Genomic DNA, 18,830 nt, shown 5'->3' on the forward strand with positions numbered 1-18,830 from the left:
GTGCTCTCCTAGCTGTAGGCGGGGCGCTCCACGGCCGGGGCCTTGGAGTAGTTCGAGTTGATCTCGCCCGGGGTGAGGAGCTGGCCTCGCTGGCAGCTCGGGCAGACGTCGCCGTCGACGACGCCGTCGGTGGCCTCCATGGGGTTGGCCATGTTCTGGGTCTGGGGCGGGGTGGCGTCGGCCGCGAAGCCGCAGTTGCCGCACATCAGGTCCGGGACGCCGTCTCCGGGGGTTCCGGGGACTCCCGGGCTGCCGGGGACGGGCATGCCGCTCTTGTCCTCGTCGGAGAGTCCTTCGGGGCCCAGGGGCTTGTCGGGCTCGTTGGGGCGCATCGGCATGTCGGGGCCCGGGGTGAAGAAGTCGCCGGTGTGGTCCTGGCCCCAGTAGGGGAGTTCACGCGGTGCGGCCTGGCCGCCCATCCCGGGCTCGACCTGGTCCTGCTGGAGGTTGGCGTTGCCGTCCATGTCGATCTCGTCGGGCTGGATCATGCCGTCGCCGTCACGGTCCGAGACGGCGGGCCCCTGCTGGGTGCCGTCGAGGGCCTGGTCGCCGTAGGGGGACTGGGGAAGACCGTTCTCGTCGACCTGGTCGGGGTCGATCATCTGCGCGTTCGGGTCGTCCGGGTCGCCCTGCGCGTCAGGGTCGTCGGGGTCGGCGTTCGGGTCCTTCGGTATGGCGTTGCCGTCCTGGTCGACCCGCTGCAGCTCGCCGTTGTCGTCCACGAGCGTCGGGTCGACGACCTGCTTGCGCAGGTCCAGGCGCTTGGCCATGTCGAGGTCCGGGTCTCGGAACTGGTTCGGCGGGCTGATGAACCCGCAGATCTGGCAGGCCTGGCCGTCGTAGGTGTCCTTGTCGCCGCAGACCGGGCAGTTCTCCTCGCGGAGCGTGTCCACGTCCTGCGGCGCCTTGATCTCTCCGTACGCCAGGGTGCGGATGGTCCCGTCCTCCAGGATCTCGTCGGCGCCCACCAGCCGGGCGAGGTGCGAGTTGCCGTCGTCCTTGAGCTGCGGCGTGTGCTCGCCCGCGAAGTCCTTCCAGTAGCCCTTGATCTTCTCCTCGCCGCTGCTGCGGCCCTTGCCGAGGTTGCGCGCTTTGGCGTTGGCGTTCGCGCGGTCCTCCTCGCCGTTGAGCCGCTGGCGCACCAGCCACGTCACGGCCTGCACCTGGTGCGCGCCGACCGGCTTGCCCTCCTTCTCGGAGATGGCGGCGGCGGCATTGCGGTAGGTGTTGGCGGCGTGCTCGTAGTAGTGCCGCGCGTGCTTGCCGCTCTGTGCGCCCGGGAAGCCCTGGTGGGCGTCGTTCTCGACGTCCGTGATCCGGCGCCCGGCCGCCACCGACAGGGCGTGCCGGTCGACGACGACCCGGCCGCTCATCCGGCGCGGGGCCCCGGAGGCCTTCTCCTCGTCGGTCTGCGGCTCGTAGCCGCCGTGCTCGATGAGGTGCGCGAAGTCCTGCGTTTTGGGCGAGTTGAGGACCGGCTGGTGGTGCTCGCCGTCCATGATCCGCTGCGCCTTGTCGGCGTGCATGCCCATGGTGATGACGTGCTCGGGCTTGTCCGGGTCGTCCTTGAGCGGCCGGACGGCCGCCCCCCGGGCGAAGCTGTGCGCCGCGTTGAACATGTTCTGCGGCCAGTTCGTCCTGGGGGAGTACGCGGACAGGACACCGGCGCCCTTGTGCGCGGCCTCCTCGTCGGACGTGATGCCCGGGTGCAGCTTCGCGATGGCCTTGGCGACGTGGTGCGCGTCGCCGTACCAGCGCATGCCCGAGTCCTTCTCCTCCGGCGTCGCCTTGTCCCAGTGGGCCACGACGTTGTCGTGGTGCAGCGGGACCTGCTTGTACCAGGGGTGCTCACCGGCGGGCTCGTACGGCTGGCCGCGCTTGGGCTTCGGCGTGCCGTACTCGTCCAGCTCCTGGGCCGGGGGCTTCGCGGGCCGGGCCGCCGCCTGGAGGCCGTTGAGGCTCGGCTTCAGCGGGATGTACGGCCTCGTCTGCGTGATGACGTCACGACGTCGCTGGGGGTCGCGGGCGGTGCCCTCGCCGGGGACGTGCGACTGGGGTGCTGCGGGCGGCGGGTGAGGGGCGTTCACCGACGGGGTGTACGGCTTGTCCTCCTCGTCGTCCTCGTCCTCCAGGCCGTCGTGGTCGAACTCGGAGAAGTCGATCGCCGCGTTCTTCGAGGCGGCCTTGCCGAGGCCGGAGGCGTCCACGCCGAGGAAGTGCGCGGTCGGGTCGGCCGGGGGCTCGACGAGCACGCTGTTCTCGAAGAAGGAGAGGCCGTAGCAGGTCTCGCGGACCAGCTCGCCGACGCGCTGGCCGGACGCGGTGTGCCGGAAGATCCTCTTGCCCTTGAGGCCGGGGATGTGGGCGCAGTATTCGGCCGGAGTGGTCGCCTCGTTGCCGCAGGCGGAGCACACGGAGCGCTCGACGTCGCAGCCCATGGACGTCCGGTCGATGTGTCCGGCGAGGATCGCCCTGGCCAGCTTCGGGAACTGCTTGGCGTCGATCTCCATGAGGACTTCGGCCCATGTGTCCCGGCTGCCGTCCGGGTTCTTGTCTTCGTGAAGGGCGGCGTCGATGATGACTCCGCGTGCCCGCCGATGGTTGTCATTCTTGTGGTTGACGAAGACCGGCTTGCCGATGAAGGTCTGGTAGCCCTTGGCGATCTCGTCGGCGGGGAACTCGTCCCAGTTGTCGTTGCAGCGCGAGGAGATGGCCCGCGAGCGGACGTAGAGGAATCCGGGCCGGGCGTCGTAGGTGAAGACGGCGCGGTGGGCGGCCTTCGTGAAGTGCTGCTGGTCGCCGAGGCTGGCGGCGATGATCTGGGCCGTGGCGAACTTCAGCACCGGGGTCCTCCTGGGCGGGCGGTGGCGCGTGAGCGCCCTCGCTCCTTGAAGGAGTCCCGGGGGTCGTTGAACAGGAAGGCGTGCCGCTGCGTACTACGGGCAGGAGACGATTGTGAAGGGCTGATGGAGGGTGGTAACCCTTGGCCAAACCTTTTTAAAGGTTGGTGTTACCGTAATCCGTAAGCTCATCCGGAAGTCGTCTATTCATTTGTCGACGAATAGACTGACTGTGACGGAGCCGCTACCTTTTGCCACCGGAGCCGTTCTCTGACAGGGATGCTCCGTGCGCCGAAAAATGAGAGGACCCCGGTCGACCTTCCTGGGTAGGGAGTGTGGTCGGCCGGGGTCCTGCCTCCGGTGCACGTCGCCGCAGTTGGCGGTCTACGACTGGTCTTCCGGAGTGATGTCCGACGTGGCGGTCGCCGGACCGGGCTGACCCTTGCGATGGCGTCCTTCGTATGTCGGCCTGGCGGTTGAACCGAGAAGCGCGCCCGCAAGGGGCCAGCGAGACTGTAGGGCGGCGGCCACGAGGTAGTAGGCACCGCCGAGGACCACAGGAAGAGCGCCGTCCAGGTAGCCCTGGTACTCGGCGCTCACGTGGATGTTGTGCTTGGCGAGGAACGCGAGCACGACGCCCGCGATCATCGGGGAGATCGTGCGGACGATAGCGGGAGAGGGCACGGGGGCTCCTAGGGCCGGGCGAGAGGTCTTCTCGTCCCTTGCCTCTGTGGAGGCGGTGCCGGACAGGAGCCCGGGAAGCGAGGTCACGCCCGTCGCAACGGTCACTCCGCCCCCACCCCCGCTCAGATGTTGCCTTCAGTGAACGGAATGGTACGTCCCGTACCTCCACTGGTGTCAACTTCAGCCGCGAGAAAGTTCAAGTAGTGGACTCCGTGTCGACTTGAGCTTCCTCGTGAGTAGACTCTGCGAACCACCGGGCACGCATTTTTAACTTTTGAGGGGAAGGCGACTCGTGGAGACGCCCAAGACCGATCCGGAGCTAGGACCGCTCGCCAACAAGCTCCGCAACCTGCGATACCTCAAGCGGCGACCGGACAAACAGCCCTACGACATTGGTGAGATCGCCGAGGCCGTCTCAAGGTTGTACGCCAAGGACAACATTTCGGCCACACGACAGGAATTGCCCACCGCTGGCAGGAGGCCAGGTCTGCTGACCCGCCAGTACATGGGGGAGCTGCTCAAGGGCAAGCGTCGCAACCCAACCAAGGATGTCCTCCAGTACCTGGCGATCTTCTTCGAGGTCTCCCCGGCCTACTTCTTCGAGGGCGACGAGCGCACCCCGGAGACCATCGCCGTCGAGAACGAGGTCGACATGTGGGTCGCGGCCCGCGAGCTGACCTCGAAGATGAGGGCCGGAGGGCAGAGGGACGCGGGGCAGCTTGTCGTCGCCCTGATGCGCGGCATGGGCCAACTGGACGCCCGTACGGCCACCGGCATGCTGCATATGCATCTGGCAGCCATCGAGAGAGCCAGAGAAGGGGACGGAGAATCTCTCCCCTCCTGACCGTCCTGTCAGTACTGTGACCTAGTCTGGCTGCTGCATGCACAAGGTCAGATTCGGACATGAGGGGGCGCGGTGAAACTCGACCTGGGGTGGAGTACCGAGAGAAAGTGGAGCAAGGCGCTCCAAGACCTCGTCCTCCCCAACAGGCCCCTGACGCTGGAGCTGGTGCTGGAGGCGTACGTCACGCAGAAGCGCGGAAATCGCCTCATCCTGAAGCGGGATCCACTGGTGGCCTCTCCCAATGGACCGAGCGGCATGTGGGTCACGGCCAAAGGGGTCAAGGGCGACCCTGTCGGAGTGGACGTCGTCTGGGTCCACCCTCTCGCGACCGGCGTCCTCAAGCGGCGCATAGTCGCGCACGAGTGGGGCCACATGGTCAACGGAGACCAGCCCGATCCGGTCGAACTGCGGGAAGTGATGCGGCTCCTGCAGAGCACAGCTACACACACACCTTCGTCGTGGGCCGAAAGCATGTTGTGCGAGCGGACCGACTTCGACGACCCCCGCGAGCAGCGCGCCGAGGAGTTCAGCTACTGGGCCGAGGACTGGTTGACGCGTATCGCCCCGCTCGGATCCGGGCTGGCGGACAGCATGAGGGCCTGCCTCGATACGAGAAGTGAGTCTCGATGACAGGATCCACCCTCTTCTCCCTCGCGGCCGTCGCGCCCCTGACCTTCGAGACCATCCGGCGGCTGCCGTCGGCCCTGCGCAACGAGAAAAGCCGGTCCCTCTGGGTCTTCCTGGCCGTCCTGGACCTCACCCTGATCCTGCGCATGACCAGCGTCCTGGCCTTCGTCCACGGCCTGTCACCGGACCTGGACATCGTGGTCCTCCTGGCCCGGCACCTCCTCAGCTTCCTGGCCGTCGGCGCGCTCATCCAGCTCGTCACCGTCGTCGTCCCCGGCCGCATGGACGGCAGGCCCGAGCCCGCCTACCGCAGGGTCATCACCAACCGCCCCCGGCGCGCCGTGACCTGGATCGCTGTGATCACCAGCAGCCTCACGCTCCCTCTGGCCATGAAGAACGCCAGCTACCCGAGCCAGAGCGACGGCTACCTCTTCCTCCAGGCCGGGCACTTCGGGGGATCCATGAGCCTGATCCTCTTCTACGCCTACATGATCTTCGGCGGCTGGTGCGCCACGATGATGCTCTCCGCCGCCAGCTACGACCAGAAGTCTCCCGGCGCCTTCAAGCTCGGCCTCCAGGGCATGGCCCTGGGCTGCGTCTGCGGCGTGATGTACGCGGCGATGCGGATGGGCTACCTGGTGACCCGGCTGTTCGACAAGCCGTTCCTCGGCGGAGACGGCTTCGTCCAGACCTTCTCGTACTTCGCCATCACCGCCTGTGCCCTGCTCATACTCGCCGGGAGCAGTGCCCCCATGTGGGAGCGCATGGGCCAGCGCGTGAGGCTGCACGCCGCCGTCAACGACCTGCGGCCGATGTGGTGCACCATCACCTACGCGGTGCCCTCCGTCGTCTACCGCAGCCGCAGGGAGCGGTGGTTCATCAGGGTCGTAGCGCCTCGCTCTCCCCGGGTGGCGAAGTCGTTCTGCAAGTCCATGCGCGCCCTCATCGACTTCTGGACGTGGACCGGCCTGGAGCGCCGCCTGCACCGCCGGGTCACCGAGATCTGCGACGCCGCGATCCGGCTGCAGGGTTACCTCCCCGGCGACCTGCACGACCAGACCGCCGAGACGGCCCAGGAGCTGGGGCTCCCCGCCCACACCGTCCCGGCCTACCTGCTCCACGAGGCCATGCACCGCATGAAGACCGGAGCCGAGGCCCGCCTGGACCGCCTGGACCGGCCGATCCTGGAGCCCGCCGACAGCCCGCTGGAAACCACAGCAGCCCTCCTGCCGATCGGCAAGGCCCTGGCCAGCCCCGTCACCATGGGCTGCTTCAACCGGCGCCGCGTCGCCGCCTGACGGCAGCACAAAGGGCCCTCCCCGAGACCGGGGAGGGCCCTTCTGCGTCTTTCAGACCAGCAGCTGCAGCGCCCGCTGGATCTCCGCCATCGACAGCTCCGCACCCGAGGCGATCTTCTCGCGCAGCTGCACGTTCTCGCGGTCCTCGTCCGACAGCCCGAAGTAGGGGTCCGGCTGATGGGCCGCCAGCACCTGGCGCACGTCCGTGAGGCTGGCCGACGACGGTGTCACGTACACCGTGATCGGGTTCTGCGCGTCGACCTGGACCGTCTGCCCGTCGGCGTCACGCGGGAAGATCATCGCGACGTGAGCGCCCTGCGCGGCGCTCTCGTCCAGCTCGACCTGCAGCTGGCCGATCTGGACGTCGCGGTCCCAGGTGAAGCGCTGGGAGTCGCCTCCGAACGGGTCGGAGGAGTCCGTGGACTCGGCGATCTGCTGCGGCTGCTCGTCGTCCTCGATCAGGCCAGCCATGTGGTGTCGTCCTCCTGTGCCGCCAGGATGCTCTCCAGGTCGGCGTAGTGGGTCCCCTCGATCTTCAGCAGGTCCAGGTTGGCGGCCCGGACCCCCTCTCCCTCGTCGATCAGCGCCTGCCGCTCGGCGAGGGTGAAGTCCTTGAGCGCCTGACGCCGCAGGCTGCCCGTGATGGACGGCGACAGCGCCTCGTCGTTGGACGGGATCTGCACGCCGTCCGTCGCGGGCAGCGCACCCTCCGGCTGGTCGTGCAGCTCGGCCTCGGCACCGCCCGGCTCGAACAGCGAGTGCTGGGCGTCCAACGAGGCGTAGGACTCCAGCGGCAGCTGCCGGTTCCAGCCGACCGGGTCAGCGCCCGCCAGCGGTCCGGCCGACACCGGGTTCTCCCACGGCAGCTTCGGCGACGTCGCCCCCGGCGCCTTCGGCAGCTGGTACGAGGTGCCCGACGGCGAACCGAACGGGGCCGCCGCATCGGCCAGCGGCCGGATGCCCGCCGAGCCCAGCGCGAAGAGCATCTCCTGGGCGTTCTCACCGGCCGCCACGGCCGCGCGGGCCACGAAGGCGAGCGCGGGCCCGGCGTGCGCAGCCGTGGACGGCGCGAGCCGGTTCTGGCCGGAGTCGATGTCGTACTTCACGACGACCTTGCGCGGCACCCAGTGCGGCCGGGTCTCGTCCACGCCGACGTTGCGGCCGAACATCCCCCGCGACTGCGCCTCGTACTGCAGCGCCAGCGCGTGGGAGCACATGCGCCCGGCGAACTTGCTGAAGTCGTCATCGGCGCCCCAGTGATAGGCGCCCCACTTGCAGCCGCAGGACCACGAGTGGATGGCCTGCTTGTTCGGCAGCCGCTGCAGGCCTGCCTCGTAGACCTCACTGTCGCCCTTGACCTCGGCGAACACGAGGCCGTCGGAGGCCATGGTGACGCGGACACCGCCCTCGGCACGGATCCGCTTGGCCTTGGCGACGACGTCCTTCCAGGCGGCCGTGATCTGGAAGCGGAAGTCCTTGTCGGCCGCCGCCGTGACGACCATCGAGGCGAACAGGGCGGAGGCGTCCTTCTTCACCCACGGAGGGGTGCTGTCGTCGCCGTCGCTGTCGTCGTCCTCGGAGTCGTCGCCGTCGTCCGAGTCGGAGTCCTTGTCGTCGTCCTTCTCGTCCGAGCCGTCGTCCGAGTTGGAACCGTCGTCCCCGTCGTCGGAGTCGTCGTCCCCGTCGGTGTCAGCGAAGGGGTTCTTGCCCGCGTAGACCATCATCCCGGCCGGGTCCGGCCGCTCGACCAGGATCTGCGACAGCTCCGGGTAGTCGGCCGCCGCCGTCTGCTCCATGGCCGCCGTGGTGGCAGCCGCCGGACGCAGCTGGCTCGCGGTGTACGCGCCGCCGCCCATGCCCCGGTCCAACTCGACCTGGTACTCCTCGGAGCCTGGGTACGGGCCGTCGAGGACGGCCTTGACGGTGCCCGGCAGGCCGTCGGTGGTCTGGACTCGCTGGTCGGGCTTGTACTCCCAGTAGTCCTCGGCGTGCACGGCCAGACGCTGCATGCCCAGCGTCTGGTGCGTCAGGCGCTGCGGAATGTCAGGCTGGATGCCCACGCTGCCCTCCCAGGGTCTCTCGTCGTCCCTTGGGCCCCCGGGGGCCCGGACAGACAGTGATGAGCTACTTCGCGAAGTAGATGGACAGTCCCGCGATCACCAGGGCGAGCACTGGGATCACGCCCTTGAAAATGAACTCGCGCCGGGTCTGGGCGCGCTGTTCTGCCTGGCGCTCCATCTCCTCCAGCGCCTCTTCGACATGCTGGATGCGCGTCTCCAACAGGCGCTTCTCCGCCTCGAAGTGATCGCGCGTCACGAATGTGTCCAAGCGCCTCTTTACGTCGTCCAGCTCTCGCTTGACTGCCTCGCGAGTGGCGAGAGAGTCGCCCTGGATCAGCGTCCACAGATCGCCCAAGTTGGTGGGCTCGGTCTGGGTCATGGCGCTCCTAGAAATCGTCGTCCCCGTCACCCCTTGGCGGCCCGAAGAATGGGGCCGGACAGCGCGAAGTCCCCGGGTTTACAGTCCGGGGACTTCGCGCTACGGAGCGTTACTTCTTGCGCAGGCCGTTCGCGACCTCGAACGCGTACTGCCAGGTCTTGGGGCCGCACAGGCCGTCGGCCGGGCCGAGCGCGGAGAGGTAGTGCTCCTGCAGGGCCTTGACCTTGTCGAGGTCCTTCTGGGTCATCGTGTCCGACGGACCGATGAGGTACTTCGGGCCCCAGTTGCCCTTCTGCAGCCACTTCTGCAGCTGCAGGGCGTGCTTGTTCTTTGCGCCGAGCCTGAAGTACTCGCGGCCCGGGAAGGCCGGGCACGTCGGGGCGGCCGGGGTCGGCTTGCTCGGCGCGGGCGGGGCCGGAGGCTTGGGGACGACCGGCTCCGACCAGCGCCAGGAGGCGACCGCCTTACCGCCGCGCGGGTCGGCGGGGTCGGCCGTGGGAGGGCAGACTCCGTCGGGGAAGTGCGGGGCGAAGTAGCCGACGACCTTGACGGCGCGGCGGGCGGTGACGTGGGACCAGACCCCGTTGCCCTGGCCGTTGTCCTCGGACCCGGTCTGGATGCTGTTGCCGCCCTTGGTGTACACCCAGGTCTCGTCGAAGCCGACGACGATCTCGGTGTGGCCGCCGTTGGAGAAGTTGACCCAGGCTCCCACCGAGGGGTACTCCGAGAACTGGCCGTGCTGCTTGGCCCAGGCGGTCATGCCCGCGACGGACGCCGTCTTGGGGACGACCGCGTCGAGGCCGGTGTCGTGGTACATGTCCCAGTCGAAGATGCAGCACCAGGCCACCCCGTCCCAGCCGTACTCCTGGCCGAAGGGGGTGTGGTTGTCCCAGCCGTCGCGGGAGTTCCAGGTCTCGTAGATCTTCTCGGGTATGGACTGGACGTGGTCGACGAGGCGACGCCAGTCGGGGACTGTCTCGGACACGGGTTCCTCCCGGAGGGTGGTGAGATCTCACCCCTTCGGCCCGAACCCGTGTCCGAGACAGCAACTCAGTGGCCGTGCGGTACCTGGAGGAGCCGCCAGATCGCCTCGTTCGGAACGCCGCTGTAGGAGCCGCCGGGAGACCCGCAGGTCACGTGCCAGTTGCCCCAGGCGGTGAGGTCGCCGGAACCGATGTCGGCCGTCGGCGTGTAGGAGCCCGCGCCGACGGCGATGAGCCGGTTGGCGGCCGACAGGACGAGCGGGGAGGTCCGGCCGACGGTGAACCAGTCGGCGCCCGGGTAGGGGGCGTAGGCCGCCGCCGTCCCCGAGGACGTCTTGAGCAGGGCACCGTCGTCCACCCAGCCCGGGTCGGCCGTGACCATCGGGCTGCAGTACTTGGGATAGCCGTAGCCGTAGACGTTGGCGTCAGCGCGGTTGCGGACCTTCAGGTACACCCCATCTCCCTCTGGCGACCCGGTTGTGTTCGTATTACCTTCTATTGTCCAGATCTGGGTGGAGTTGTACTTCCATACCAGGCCAGTGTGGTCCCCGCCGCTGGCGCCCAGCATGACTTGACTGCCCACAGCCGGGTACCAGCTCCAGCGGCTCCACGACTGGTAGGTCGTGATGGCCGTCAGGCAGTCCGGCGTCTGCGGGATGATGCTGACGTCACCCGCCCGGTGCGCGAGCCACAGCAGGAAGATCACGCACCACGACTGGCCGTCGTACCCGGCCATGCCCGGCGTCTGCTTGGCGTACTTGTTCAGGTTCGTCCAGGTGGAGGAGACGAAGTCCTCCTGGTACTTGATGTTGGCTTCCTGCGTCCCCAGTTCGATCAGGGTGCTGGGTGTGATTGCGGCTACCACGAGATCTCCAGGGTCAGGACGGGTCGAGGATGCGCCAGCCGACCGTCGATGTGTCGCTGGACGAGGTCGAGGTGATCGTGAACGAGGTCCCCGACGTCCGTGCCGAGATATAGACCGAGCCGACCGTGCCGCCCGGGACCTGGATCGTCAGCTGGATCACGCTGGTGGTCAGGACCGCCGTGGTGTTCACGACGACCGTGCCGCCCACCAGGACGGCGGTTCCCATGCGTGCGGCCGTGCCGCCGCTCGGGACGACGGTGCGACCCGCCTGGACGATGGAGCCGTCGCCCGGGTCGATCAGGTTCACGGTGCCGGACAGGGAGTTCGGCTTGACGGCGGTCAGCCCCAGCACGGTCGCGACGGTGCCGGAGTCGGTCCGCAGGCAGGCCGTGGCGGCCGAGAGCGGGGACACCTCGACGACACCGTGGAGGACCACGCCGGAGGCCGAGTTCGTGACCCAGACGCTCGCGCCGTCCGAGGCCTTCGTGACGAAGCCGTTGACCGCCGTGCCCTTGCCGCCGTACACGATCAGGCCGGTGGTGCACTGCTCGGCGCCGCAGCTGGTGAGGCTGACGGCCGTGCAGTTGTCCAGCCGGTACCCGGCCGGAGAGCCCTGGGCCGCGCAGGAGTTCAGGGCGGTGTAGGCCATGCCGTCCAGCCAGAAGCCGCCCGTCACGTTGCCCTCGGCGAAGCAGGCCGTCAGCGACGTCGAGGCGCCGCCCGTCACGGTGTCCTGCGGGGCCTGCAGGTGGAAGCCGACACCGCCGCATGTGCGCACCCGGACGCGCTCCAGGGAGCTGGAGGCGAACTCGTGGCAGAAGACGCCGTCCCCGCCGAAGCTCTGGATCAGGATGTCCCGCAGGGTGATGTTCGTCGTCGACGGCGCGCTGAACCGGGTGAACCGGACGCCGGATCCCGCACCGCGCCCGGGCCCGGACAGCTGAAGCCCCGTCAGGGTGACTCCGCTGATGTCGGTGCCCGTGATGCAGTCCAGGTTCGGGTTCGTCGACTGGAGGATCGACACCCGGTCCCCGGCGCCGATCGCGTTGACGCCCTTGGCCCAGGTCAGGACGGCGTTCAGGATGTAGCGGCCCGGCGGGATGTAGAGCGTGCCTCCACCGGCCGCGCCGAGCGCGTTGATCGCGGCCTGGATCTGCGGGGCGTCGTCGGTCGTGCCGTCGCCCTTCGCCCCGTACTGCTTGACGCTGACCCAGTCGACCGCATACCCGGACCGCACGACGGTGCGCACCGGCGTGGTAGTCGGGCCGGTCGCCAGGGTGACGTTCGAGCCGAGGGAGACGGAGACGTTGGTGCCGTCGTCGTGCAGGCCCTCGGAGGCGGCGTGCAGGTACAGCCCGTCGAACTGCAGGCTCGTCGAGCCGGAGACGAGCATGCCGTACTGCGGCGAGCTGGTGCCCGTGCCGTCGTCGTCCACACCCGGGTAGCAGGTGACGACGTCGGCCACGACCGGCATGGTCGCACCGACCACGGCCAGCCCGGCGAAGCCGCCGCCGCCGGAGCCGCCGTTGCGGCCGTCGCGACGGGTCGTCAGGTTGGTGATGCTGATGGGGCCGTTGCCGGTGGCGTCGACCAGGACGCCGTGACCGCCGTTGCGGTCGGTCGTGCAGGCGTCCATCTGCATGCCGCCGGACCCGGTGCCGTTGCCCCAGGACCCGGTGACCCGCAGGCCGTGGCTGAGGTTGCGCTCCCACCGGCAGTCGGTCAGCCTGCCGTTGGCGACGTTCGACAGGACCATGCCCTGCCCCAGGTTGCCGACGGCCGCGCAGCCGCGCATCGTCAGGCCGGTCATGCTCGCGAACGAGACGCCGTTGCCCCGGCAGGTGTCGATCACCACGTCGGTCAGCTGCCAGGAGCGCGGGAAGACGCTGGAGACACCGCTGGTGACGATGCCGTTGTTCGACATGCGCCGGATGGTGACCTGGGCCATCCGCACGTTCTGGATGTCCCCGGCCGCCTGGAAGCCGTCGACCGGCTTGGTGGCATCCAGCGTCGAGCCGTCCAGCATCAGGTTCTCGAACCGGTGCTCCGCCGGGAGCTTGGGGTACCCGCCGCCCGCCTGGTCCTTCAGCAGGAACAGCGCCGTGCCGGTGAACGACGACAGCGGCTGGATGTAGCAGGCCGGGTCCGTGAGGTTCAGGCCCGTCGCCAGGTTCGAGTGCGCACCGCGCACCGTGACGCCCGGGCGCGCGACCAGCGGCGCCGAGGTCCGGTAGACGCCCTGCGGCAGGTAGACCACGCCGCCGTCCGGGGCCGCGTTGATGGCCGCCTGCAGCGCGGTCGTGTCGTCCGTTGTACCGTTGCCCGTGGCGCCGTACGTGGCGTCCTTGACGTTCACCCAGCCCAGCAGCGACTGCCCGAGCTGGCCGACCGTGGCGAAGTCGGTCGAGGCGACACCGGCCGCGCCGTTCACGATCCGCTTGCCGTTCAGGTCCAGGTTCGCCGTCGGCGCGCCCACCTGGCTGAGCGTGGGGATCTGGTGGACGTGGCTCGCGTCGGCCGCCTTGCCGGTCGAACCGGCCGCCCGGGTCCCCAGCGGCTGGATGTCCGTGGCCGCCCCGCTGATCGTCACACCGGAGCCGCCGCCCCCGCCGCTGCCCAGGTCGGTGGGGAGCTGGTCGTGGGGCACCCGGCCGGAGTCGTCCAGGACCGCGTACCCGCCCGGCAGGCCGCGCTCGTTGACCGGCTGGAACAACACGGCCGGAGCGCTGACATCGGCCAGCGTCAGGTGCGGGACGGTCGCCAGGTTCACCGGCCCGCCGTCGTAGGGGACCTCAATGTAGTAGACCGAGGTGGTCAGCCCCGACAGGGTCTCGGTGACCTGGTAGGCGCCACCGCCCGGCGGCAGCGTGCCCGGGTCGTTCGTGGCCCGCACGGACAGGGCGATCGAGCCGCCCGAGTCCAGCGTCGCGATCTGCGGCTGCCGGTCGGCGGTCTCGCCGTTGTTGTAGAGCGCGCCGACCAGCTGCAGCCGGACGGTACCGGTGCGCGGCGTGCCGCCGTTGAGATACGTCCGGGTGACCGGAATCAGGGTGTACGTCATCAGCCCTGCAGCTCCTTGTTGATCTCATCCGCGCTCACGTGGCGGCGCAGGCCCACATGGCGGGGACCGCCGTACAGCCCGATGGGCTCCTTGCGCTGCACTGCCTCGGGGATCGCGACCTCCTCGGGCTCCTCGCCCTCCTCGCTCGCCCTGGGCTCCGGCTTGGCCGCGACCTTGACCTTCGGCTTGTGCCGGTTGGCCAAGGACCGCATCCGCTCCGCGTTCAGGAACAGGCCGGTCACGTCACCGATCGGCGTGTACGGCGACGCGGAGGACTGCTTGGGCATGTCGCCGCGCGCCTCGTCGGACTCGTCCGGCCGGGCGCCCTCCCCGCCGTCCGCGTCCACCGGCTCCGGCACACCGCCGGGCTCGGTCACGCCGCCGTCGGCCGGGGTGCCCTGCAGGTCCTGCATCGTCGGCGCCAGCGTCGGCTGAGCACCGACCGGGTCCATGCCCAGCAGCGGGATCCGCAGCGGCGCGGTCGGCATCTGCATCGGGTCCTGGTCCTCCGGCAGCGCGCGCGGCTCGAAGTCGGCCCGCAGGTCCTGCGGGATCGGCAGGCCCTTGTCCTTGAGCGCGATGTAGATGGCCTTGCGGGTCTCCTGCTCGGCGACCGCCATCTCCACGGCCTCGTCCCGCGACTTCTCGATCTCCTCGTCGAAGTCGATCTGGACGTTGTGCAGCCGGGTGCGCATGGAGACCGGGACACCGGCCTCGCGCAACGCCTCGAAGAACTCCGTCTGCGCGGACTCGTCCTGCAGCGACATGGTCCGGAACTGGAGGTCGGGGATGAGCAGCTTGGGCTGCTCGACGATGCGCTCCTCGCCCGACTCCTCGTCGATTTCGAGGATCTCCTCCATCCGCACGTACCGCTTGCCGCCGCGCTCCTCGTAGTCGAAGTGCTCCTGGGCCTCGGCGACGACGAGCGCCCGCTGGCGGTAGTGCCGGTTCAGCATCTGCTGGTAGTTCGTCAGCATCTGCGTGACCAGGTCCCTGTTCAGGGCGTCGGCCGCGTACGTCTCACCGGAGGAGGCACCGGCCAGCATCGTCTTCGACAGGCCGAACGTCTGCAGGATCCGGCCCTCGATCCGCTCGAAGTCCGGGGACAGGTCGGGGACGTCCTCCTTGCCCAGCACCGGCTCCATGTCGACGCCGAAGTGGGTCATGATGATGCGGAAGTCACCGGCCAGCGCGAGGTCGACGGCCTCCTCGAAGTCCGCGAGGTCGTCCTGCGTCGGGATCCACGGAACGCTCGTGCCCAGGTCCGAAGCGGAAGCGCCGAGCTTCGCCAGAATCAGCGGCGTGTAGAGCCGGTCGGCCACCGAGTCGACGGCCGCATTCAGCATTTCTTCCTGCATGAGCGCACGCATCGCCCTGTACAGGAGAGGCACGCCGCGCCGGTTGAACGTGTCGGCCTCGAACTTCATCTGACGCAGCAAGATATTTGAAACTGGCATCAGAGCGTTGTCGTCGGCGTAATACGTCAGCTCCGGGTACGCCTCCATCAGCTTCTGGAATTCCCAGGCGGGCTGACGGGTGCGGATCAGCTCCCGCATCTCGGTGGGCAGCCGGATCAGGAACCGGGGGTCCCGCAGGAACGGCGAGGCCTGGACCTCGACGTCGTCCGGGTTCAGCAGCTCCTCGTCGTCCCACACGCCGAGCGGCTCGTTGAACGTCCCCAGCGGCCACGCCTCGCCGACCGTCCAGTACTCCCGGCCGATGTCGACCATGAACTTGTTGTAATTCAGGCCGTCTTCTTCGAGGAAATGCTGGGTGTAAAAATCTGTGAGCCGCTCGTCCTTGCAGGACATCTTCATCCCGAGCAGCGGGTACTTCGAGTAGATGTCCACGCACGACCCGACGACCGGGTGCGAGGCATATACGAGGCGGCAGTACGCCCGCATCTTCGCCATCTGCGCCGGGTCGTCGAACTGGAACGGCATGTTGTTCTGCCGCCAGTAGAACAGCGGGTCGCGCGGGCGCTGCGTCGCGAAGTTGACCGAAGGACCCGACCGGCCGATGTCCGAGGCCTGCTTGCGCAGGCGCCGGTTCGCCCGCATCTCGCGCGCCTCCGGCGACTCGTTGGCGTTGTGCGAGACGCGGCGGAACATGCGAGACATCCGCGCGAGCGCGGCCTCGGTCTTGTCCTCGGGCATGGGGCGGTTCCTCCCTGTGGTGGCTCACCCCTTGGGGCCGCAGAACAGGGAGGAACAGCAACACCAGGACCTACGACCGGCGGCGGCGCCCCTTGACCGGAGCGGCCGGGGCCTCCTCGGCCAGCCCGTAGGACACCAGCTCCTGCGCACGCGCAGCCTGCGCGTCCGGGAGCGTCACCCACTCACCCGCCTCGTACGCCGTGCCGTCGACGGTCAGATGCACCAGGGCCTTCACGGAGACGCTCACCGGTGCCCCTCCAGACGGCTCGCCAGGTAGTCGACGTAGGCGGTGCGCGCCAGCGGCTGCCCGGCCCCGGTGCGGTAGCTCGACTTCTTCCCGAACGGGTTGCCCCCGCCGCCGGAGTCGTCGTCCGAGCCGCCGGAGTCCGGCGGACCGTCGTCGGAGCCAGAGTCGCTTGAGTCGCTGTCACCGCCGAACGGAGGCGCACCGCTCCCGTCTTCCCCCGGGGCGCCCGGAGGCGCTCCAGCGGCCCCAGGATCGCCTCCCGGGGGCATTCCGCCCGGGGGCATCCCCGCAGGGGCGCCCGGAGGCATGCCGGGGATGTCGACGGGCATCCCGTCGATCGTCTGCGGGAACGCGGAGTACATCGGCTGCACCCGGACCATGAAGGACTGGTTGCAGAACATGCACTCCGTGTTGCCGTCCGACCGGCCGAGGACCTGCCCGGATCCGCAGAAAGGGCAATGGGCGATGGTCACTCCATCACCGGACTGGTGCGCCAGGACCTGGGGCAGCGTAGACATGGTCCTCACCTCCACCCCCTACGGCCGGGTGCAGGCGAGCAGACAGCACAGCGCCCCTCCTGAGCCAACGACAGGAGGGGCGCTGTGTGCTTCGCGGGCGTTGAGCCCCTACCGTACCGGCTCCGGGACCGGCCGGGGGCCCGTTCCGTCGTAGGCGACGGCGAGGCCTGCGTCGATCAGGGCCTGACCCAGGTCCTCGGCGCTGGAGAGCACCGTGGCCAGGTAACGGCCGTACTTCTCCCGCTTGTCCTTCTGGGTCCGCACGGTGAACGTGGGCCCGTGCTCGGCGACCCAGGCCTTCACGAACGCGGTCGCCTTGTCGCCCAGCTCGGTGCCGTGCTCGGCCGCGTTGACGCCGAGCAGGCGCACCCGCTGGCAGGTGAACACCCCGAATCCCAGGTCGAGCTGCAGGTCCAGGGTGTCGCCGTCGACCACCCTCAGGACGGTGGCCTGGTAGATGAACATCAGCTGAGCGTCTCGTCGACCGGCGTGCCCAGGAAGGTGATGGGCGGCCAGCCGTTGGCGTCGAGGAGGTCGTTGAGCGCGTCCGCGACCATCGCCGGGGTGATGGCGGTGACGCCGGTCGGCAGAGACCCGCCGTACACCTCCGTCAGCGCGCTGAAGGACAGCGACACGGTGGGCTGCTCATTCTCACCGACGGCGGGCTGGTGGGCCCAGCCGTAGTACTTCGAGTCGGGACGGAAAGTGGTCATAGGTCAGCTGCCTCCGAAGATGATGTGCGGGATGAACCAGGACGTCAGGCCCAGCCACGCGATCACGAAGGCGGCCTTGCCCGGCTTCGTGCTGACGTGGAACCAGGCCCGGGTCCGCTCGGACAGGGTCAGACCCCGGTCCGGGCGGAACAACACTCCGTACATCTCGTAGAGGAATGCAGTGCCCAGGATCACTCCCCAGGCGACGTTCGGGTCCATCACGGCTCCTACTCGAACAGGCTGTGCTGGAAGCTGGCCTGGTGGGAGAAGGCGTGCGCGGCCGGGTCGGTCGGCAGGACCTGCTGGCCGCCGGTGCCACCGGTGCCGGGGTGGGAGAAGTCGGTCACCGCCGACCGCACCGGCGGCTCACCCGTCCCACGCCCGCCAGGCTCCGCGTGGGAGAACGGAAGACTGGAAGGGGTGCGCCCCAGCTCGTCCAGGCGGCGGCCCATGTCGTCGGCCTGGCGGTCGTTCTCGCCCTGCAGGTAGTGGGAGACCTGCTCCGGGTGGTCGAACCGGTCCCGGCTCGGGGTGTCCCACTTGTGGCTCATCTCGGCCCGGTCGCCGTTCAGCCGGTTCATGATGTCGTTGAACTCCCGGCGCCCCTGCTCGTCGTGGTGACGCTCGACGGCGTCGTCGACGTGGTCGGACGCCGCGCTGTTGTTCGGGGTGATGTACGGGGCCCGCTCGTGGCTCGCTGCGGGCGCAGGCGTAGACGCAGGCGCGGGCGAGTTGAAGGTCAGGGACGGAGGCGGCCCGGGCGGCAGGACGGGCTCGTGGGTCTCCTCGTGGTCCGTGGCCGCCCCCTCCTGCGGGCCCTTCCACCAGTTCTTGACCCGGTCCATGAATCCGGCCGCCATCGCGTCCAGGGACGCGGTCGTCGGAGACGGCGGGCCGGGCGGCCCCGACGCAGGCGAACCCGCGCCGTTGTTCAGCCGGTTGTCCAGGTCGTTCAGCCGCTGGTGGACCTCGTCGAAGGTGCTGTCGCCGCCGTTCGAGCCCGGGTTCACGGCCGCCGCCGGGTTCTTCGTCCCCGGGGGCTTGAAGTTCTTCGCCCTATCCGTGAAAGGGCCGTCACCAGCTCCGCCCCAGGACTCGTAGGCGAGAGGGAAGGCGTCCGCGTGTTTCTGCACGGCCTCGCTGGCCAGCCGCAGGCACTCACCCATCGGCACCAGCGGGTTCTCCCGCGCGGCCATCGCGGCCAGGCGCGAGACCGCCTGGTCCATGGCCGCCTCCTGGGCGGCCGTCACCTGCCGGACCGCTGCCGTCTGCTGGGCCCGAGAAGCCCGGGCGCCATCCAGCAGGGACCAGCGGCGCGTCAGGTCCTGCGCCAGCGCCTCGGCCGGGTAGCCGCGCCGCTCGGCGATGGCGTTCAGGTGCGGCTCGACCAGCGCGAGACGGTGTTCGAGGTCGTTGGCGTTGCCCGCCTGGAAGACCAGCGGGCCGACGATCTGGGTGGCGTCGGCCAGGGCCGCCGTGCGGGCGAGTTCGAGGCTCTCCGCGTCGTGGTCCCGGGTCGCCCCGTCCCACATCAGGTCTGCGGTGAAGTCCATCA

18 protein-coding genes are annotated in these 18,830 nt (G+C 69.2%); 3 read left to right on the top strand and 15 right to left on the bottom strand.

Annotation, left to right across the window (positions count from 1 at the left end; genetic code table 11):
* Nucleotides 1-8 precede the first annotated feature (8 nt).
* Together ACH4S8_RS37740 and ACH4S8_RS37745 are read right to left on the bottom strand one after the other, a co-directional pair.
* Nucleotides 9-2,843 (bottom strand): hypothetical protein, encoded by a 2,835-nt coding sequence (locus ACH4S8_RS37740; RefSeq protein WP_398402485.1) that lies wholly within the window; start codon nucleotides 2,841-2,843, stop codon nucleotides 9-11.
* A gap of 381 nt (nucleotides 2,844-3,224) precedes the next feature.
* Nucleotides 3,225-3,524, bottom strand: coding sequence for a hypothetical protein (locus tag ACH4S8_RS37745; protein ID WP_398402487.1), 300 nt, complete (start codon nucleotides 3,522-3,524; stop codon nucleotides 3,225-3,227).
* Nucleotides 3,525-3,816: 292 nt separating this feature from the next.
* On the opposite strand from ACH4S8_RS37745, the gene ACH4S8_RS37750 reads away from it, so the two are divergent.
* The 3 genes from ACH4S8_RS37750 to ACH4S8_RS37760 all read left to right on the top strand — a co-directional run bounded on the left by ACH4S8_RS37750 (nucleotide 3,817) and on the right by ACH4S8_RS37760 (nucleotide 6,293).
* Complete coding sequence (locus ACH4S8_RS37750) at nucleotides 3,817-4,368, top strand: hypothetical protein (RefSeq protein WP_398402489.1); 552 nt, start codon at nucleotides 3,817-3,819, stop codon at nucleotides 4,366-4,368.
* Nucleotides 4,369-4,440: 72 nt separating this feature from the next.
* The gene (locus ACH4S8_RS37755; protein WP_398402491.1) at nucleotides 4,441-4,998 is read left to right on the top strand and encodes a hypothetical protein; all 558 of its coding nucleotides are present in this window, start codon (nucleotides 4,441-4,443) and stop codon (nucleotides 4,996-4,998) included.
* Nucleotides 4,995-6,293, top strand: a complete 1,299-nt coding sequence (locus tag ACH4S8_RS37760) for a DUF6545 domain-containing protein (protein WP_398402493.1) — start codon at nucleotides 4,995-4,997, stop codon at nucleotides 6,291-6,293. Before ACH4S8_RS37755 ends, ACH4S8_RS37760 begins: the two co-directional genes overlap by 4 nt.
* Before the next feature lie 51 nt (nucleotides 6,294-6,344).
* Here ACH4S8_RS37760 and ACH4S8_RS37765 read toward each other — a convergent pair whose 3' ends face one another.
* The 13 genes from ACH4S8_RS37765 to ACH4S8_RS37825 form a co-directional block, all read right to left on the bottom strand.
* Nucleotides 6,345-6,764 (bottom strand): hypothetical protein, encoded by a 420-nt coding sequence (locus ACH4S8_RS37765; protein WP_398402495.1) that lies wholly within the window; start codon nucleotides 6,762-6,764, stop codon nucleotides 6,345-6,347.
* A complete protein-coding gene (locus ACH4S8_RS37770; RefSeq protein WP_398402497.1) occupies nucleotides 6,752-8,353 on the bottom strand; it encodes a hypothetical protein in 1,602 nt (533 codons plus the stop codon). Before ACH4S8_RS37770 ends, ACH4S8_RS37765 begins: the two co-directional genes overlap by 13 nt.
* A gap of 64 nt (nucleotides 8,354-8,417) precedes the next feature.
* Complete coding sequence (locus tag ACH4S8_RS37775) at nucleotides 8,418-8,732, bottom strand: hypothetical protein (RefSeq protein WP_398402499.1); 315 nt, start codon at nucleotides 8,730-8,732, stop codon at nucleotides 8,418-8,420.
* A gap of 109 nt (nucleotides 8,733-8,841) precedes the next feature.
* Nucleotides 8,842-9,717: a hypothetical protein gene (locus ACH4S8_RS37780; protein WP_398402501.1), complete on the bottom strand. Its 876-nt coding sequence runs from the start codon at nucleotides 9,715-9,717 to the stop codon at nucleotides 8,842-8,844.
* A gap of 65 nt (nucleotides 9,718-9,782) precedes the next feature.
* Nucleotides 9,783-10,580, bottom strand: a complete 798-nt coding sequence (locus ACH4S8_RS37785; RefSeq protein WP_398402503.1) for a hypothetical protein — start codon at nucleotides 10,578-10,580, stop codon at nucleotides 9,783-9,785.
* A gap of 13 nt (nucleotides 10,581-10,593) precedes the next feature.
* Nucleotides 10,594-13,641: a glycosyl hydrolase family 28-related protein gene (locus ACH4S8_RS37790; RefSeq protein WP_398402505.1), complete on the bottom strand. Its 3,048-nt coding sequence runs from the start codon at nucleotides 13,639-13,641 to the stop codon at nucleotides 10,594-10,596.
* Nucleotides 13,641-15,797, bottom strand: a complete 2,157-nt coding sequence (locus ACH4S8_RS37795; protein ID WP_398402507.1) for a hypothetical protein — start codon at nucleotides 15,795-15,797, stop codon at nucleotides 13,641-13,643. The genes ACH4S8_RS37790 and ACH4S8_RS37795 overlap by 1 nt, the downstream gene beginning before the upstream one ends.
* Before the next feature lie 70 nt (nucleotides 15,798-15,867).
* Nucleotides 15,868-16,044: a hypothetical protein gene (locus tag ACH4S8_RS37800; RefSeq protein WP_398402509.1), complete on the bottom strand. Its 177-nt coding sequence runs from the start codon at nucleotides 16,042-16,044 to the stop codon at nucleotides 15,868-15,870.
* Entirely contained in the window at nucleotides 16,041-16,562 is a 522-nt protein-coding gene (locus tag ACH4S8_RS37805; RefSeq protein ID WP_398402511.1) for a hypothetical protein, read from the bottom strand. Before ACH4S8_RS37805 ends, ACH4S8_RS37800 begins: the two co-directional genes overlap by 4 nt.
* 108 nt (nucleotides 16,563-16,670) lie before the next feature.
* On the bottom strand, nucleotides 16,671-17,027 hold the full coding sequence (locus tag ACH4S8_RS37810) for a thermonuclease family protein (protein ID WP_398402513.1): 357 nt from the start codon (nucleotides 17,025-17,027) through the stop codon (nucleotides 16,671-16,673).
* Nucleotides 17,027-17,275 carry a hypothetical protein gene (locus tag ACH4S8_RS37815; RefSeq protein WP_398402515.1) on the bottom strand — a complete coding sequence of 83 codons (249 nt, stop codon included), beginning with the start codon at nucleotides 17,273-17,275 and terminating at the stop codon, nucleotides 17,027-17,029. The genes ACH4S8_RS37810 and ACH4S8_RS37815 overlap by 1 nt, the downstream gene beginning before the upstream one ends.
* Before the next feature lie 3 nt (nucleotides 17,276-17,278).
* Entirely contained in the window at nucleotides 17,279-17,494 is a 216-nt protein-coding gene (locus ACH4S8_RS37820; RefSeq protein WP_398402517.1) for a hypothetical protein, read from the bottom strand.
* Nucleotides 17,495-17,502: 8 nt separating this feature from the next.
* On the bottom strand, nucleotides 17,503-18,828 hold the full coding sequence (locus ACH4S8_RS37825; RefSeq protein WP_398402519.1) for a hypothetical protein: 1,326 nt from the start codon (nucleotides 18,826-18,828) through the stop codon (nucleotides 17,503-17,505).
* Nucleotides 18,829-18,830 lie beyond the last annotated feature (2 nt).

The sequence above is a fragment of the Streptomyces sp. NPDC021080 genome (assembly GCF_044333225.1).
GTDB lineage: Bacteria > Actinomycetota > Actinomycetes > Streptomycetales > Streptomycetaceae > Streptomyces.

What these genes read in the sequence shown, in the direction of transcription:
- ACH4S8_RS37790 (WP_398402505.1), bottom strand. Translation starts at nt 13,641, where the DNA reads ATGACGTACACCCTGATTCCGGTCACCCGGACGTATCTCAACGGCGGC.
- ACH4S8_RS37810 (WP_398402513.1), bottom strand. Translation starts at nt 17,027, where the DNA reads ATGTTCATCTACCAGGCCACCGTCCTGAGGGTGGTCGACGGCGACACC.
- ACH4S8_RS37825 (WP_398402519.1), bottom strand. Translation starts at nt 18,828, where the DNA reads ATGGACTTCACCGCAGACCTGATGTGGGACGGGGCGACCCGGGACCAC.
- ACH4S8_RS37805 (WP_398402511.1), bottom strand. Translation starts at nt 16,562, where the DNA reads ATGTCTACGCTGCCCCAGGTCCTGGCGCACCAGTCCGGTGATGGAGTG.
- ACH4S8_RS37775 (WP_398402499.1), bottom strand. Translation starts at nt 8,732, where the DNA reads ATGACCCAGACCGAGCCCACCAACTTGGGCGATCTGTGGACGCTGATC.
- ACH4S8_RS37795 (WP_398402507.1), bottom strand. Translation starts at nt 15,797, where the DNA reads ATGCCCGAGGACAAGACCGAGGCCGCGCTCGCGCGGATGTCTCGCATG.
- ACH4S8_RS37815 (WP_398402515.1), bottom strand. Translation starts at nt 17,275, where the DNA reads ATGACCACTTTCCGTCCCGACTCGAAGTACTACGGCTGGGCCCACCAG.
- ACH4S8_RS37820 (WP_398402517.1), bottom strand. Translation starts at nt 17,494, where the DNA reads ATGGACCCGAACGTCGCCTGGGGAGTGATCCTGGGCACTGCATTCCTC.
- ACH4S8_RS37765 (WP_398402495.1), bottom strand. Translation starts at nt 6,764, where the DNA reads ATGGCTGGCCTGATCGAGGACGACGAGCAGCCGCAGCAGATCGCCGAG.
- ACH4S8_RS37760 (WP_398402493.1), top strand. Translation starts at nt 4,995, where the DNA reads ATGACAGGATCCACCCTCTTCTCCCTCGCGGCCGTCGCGCCCCTGACC.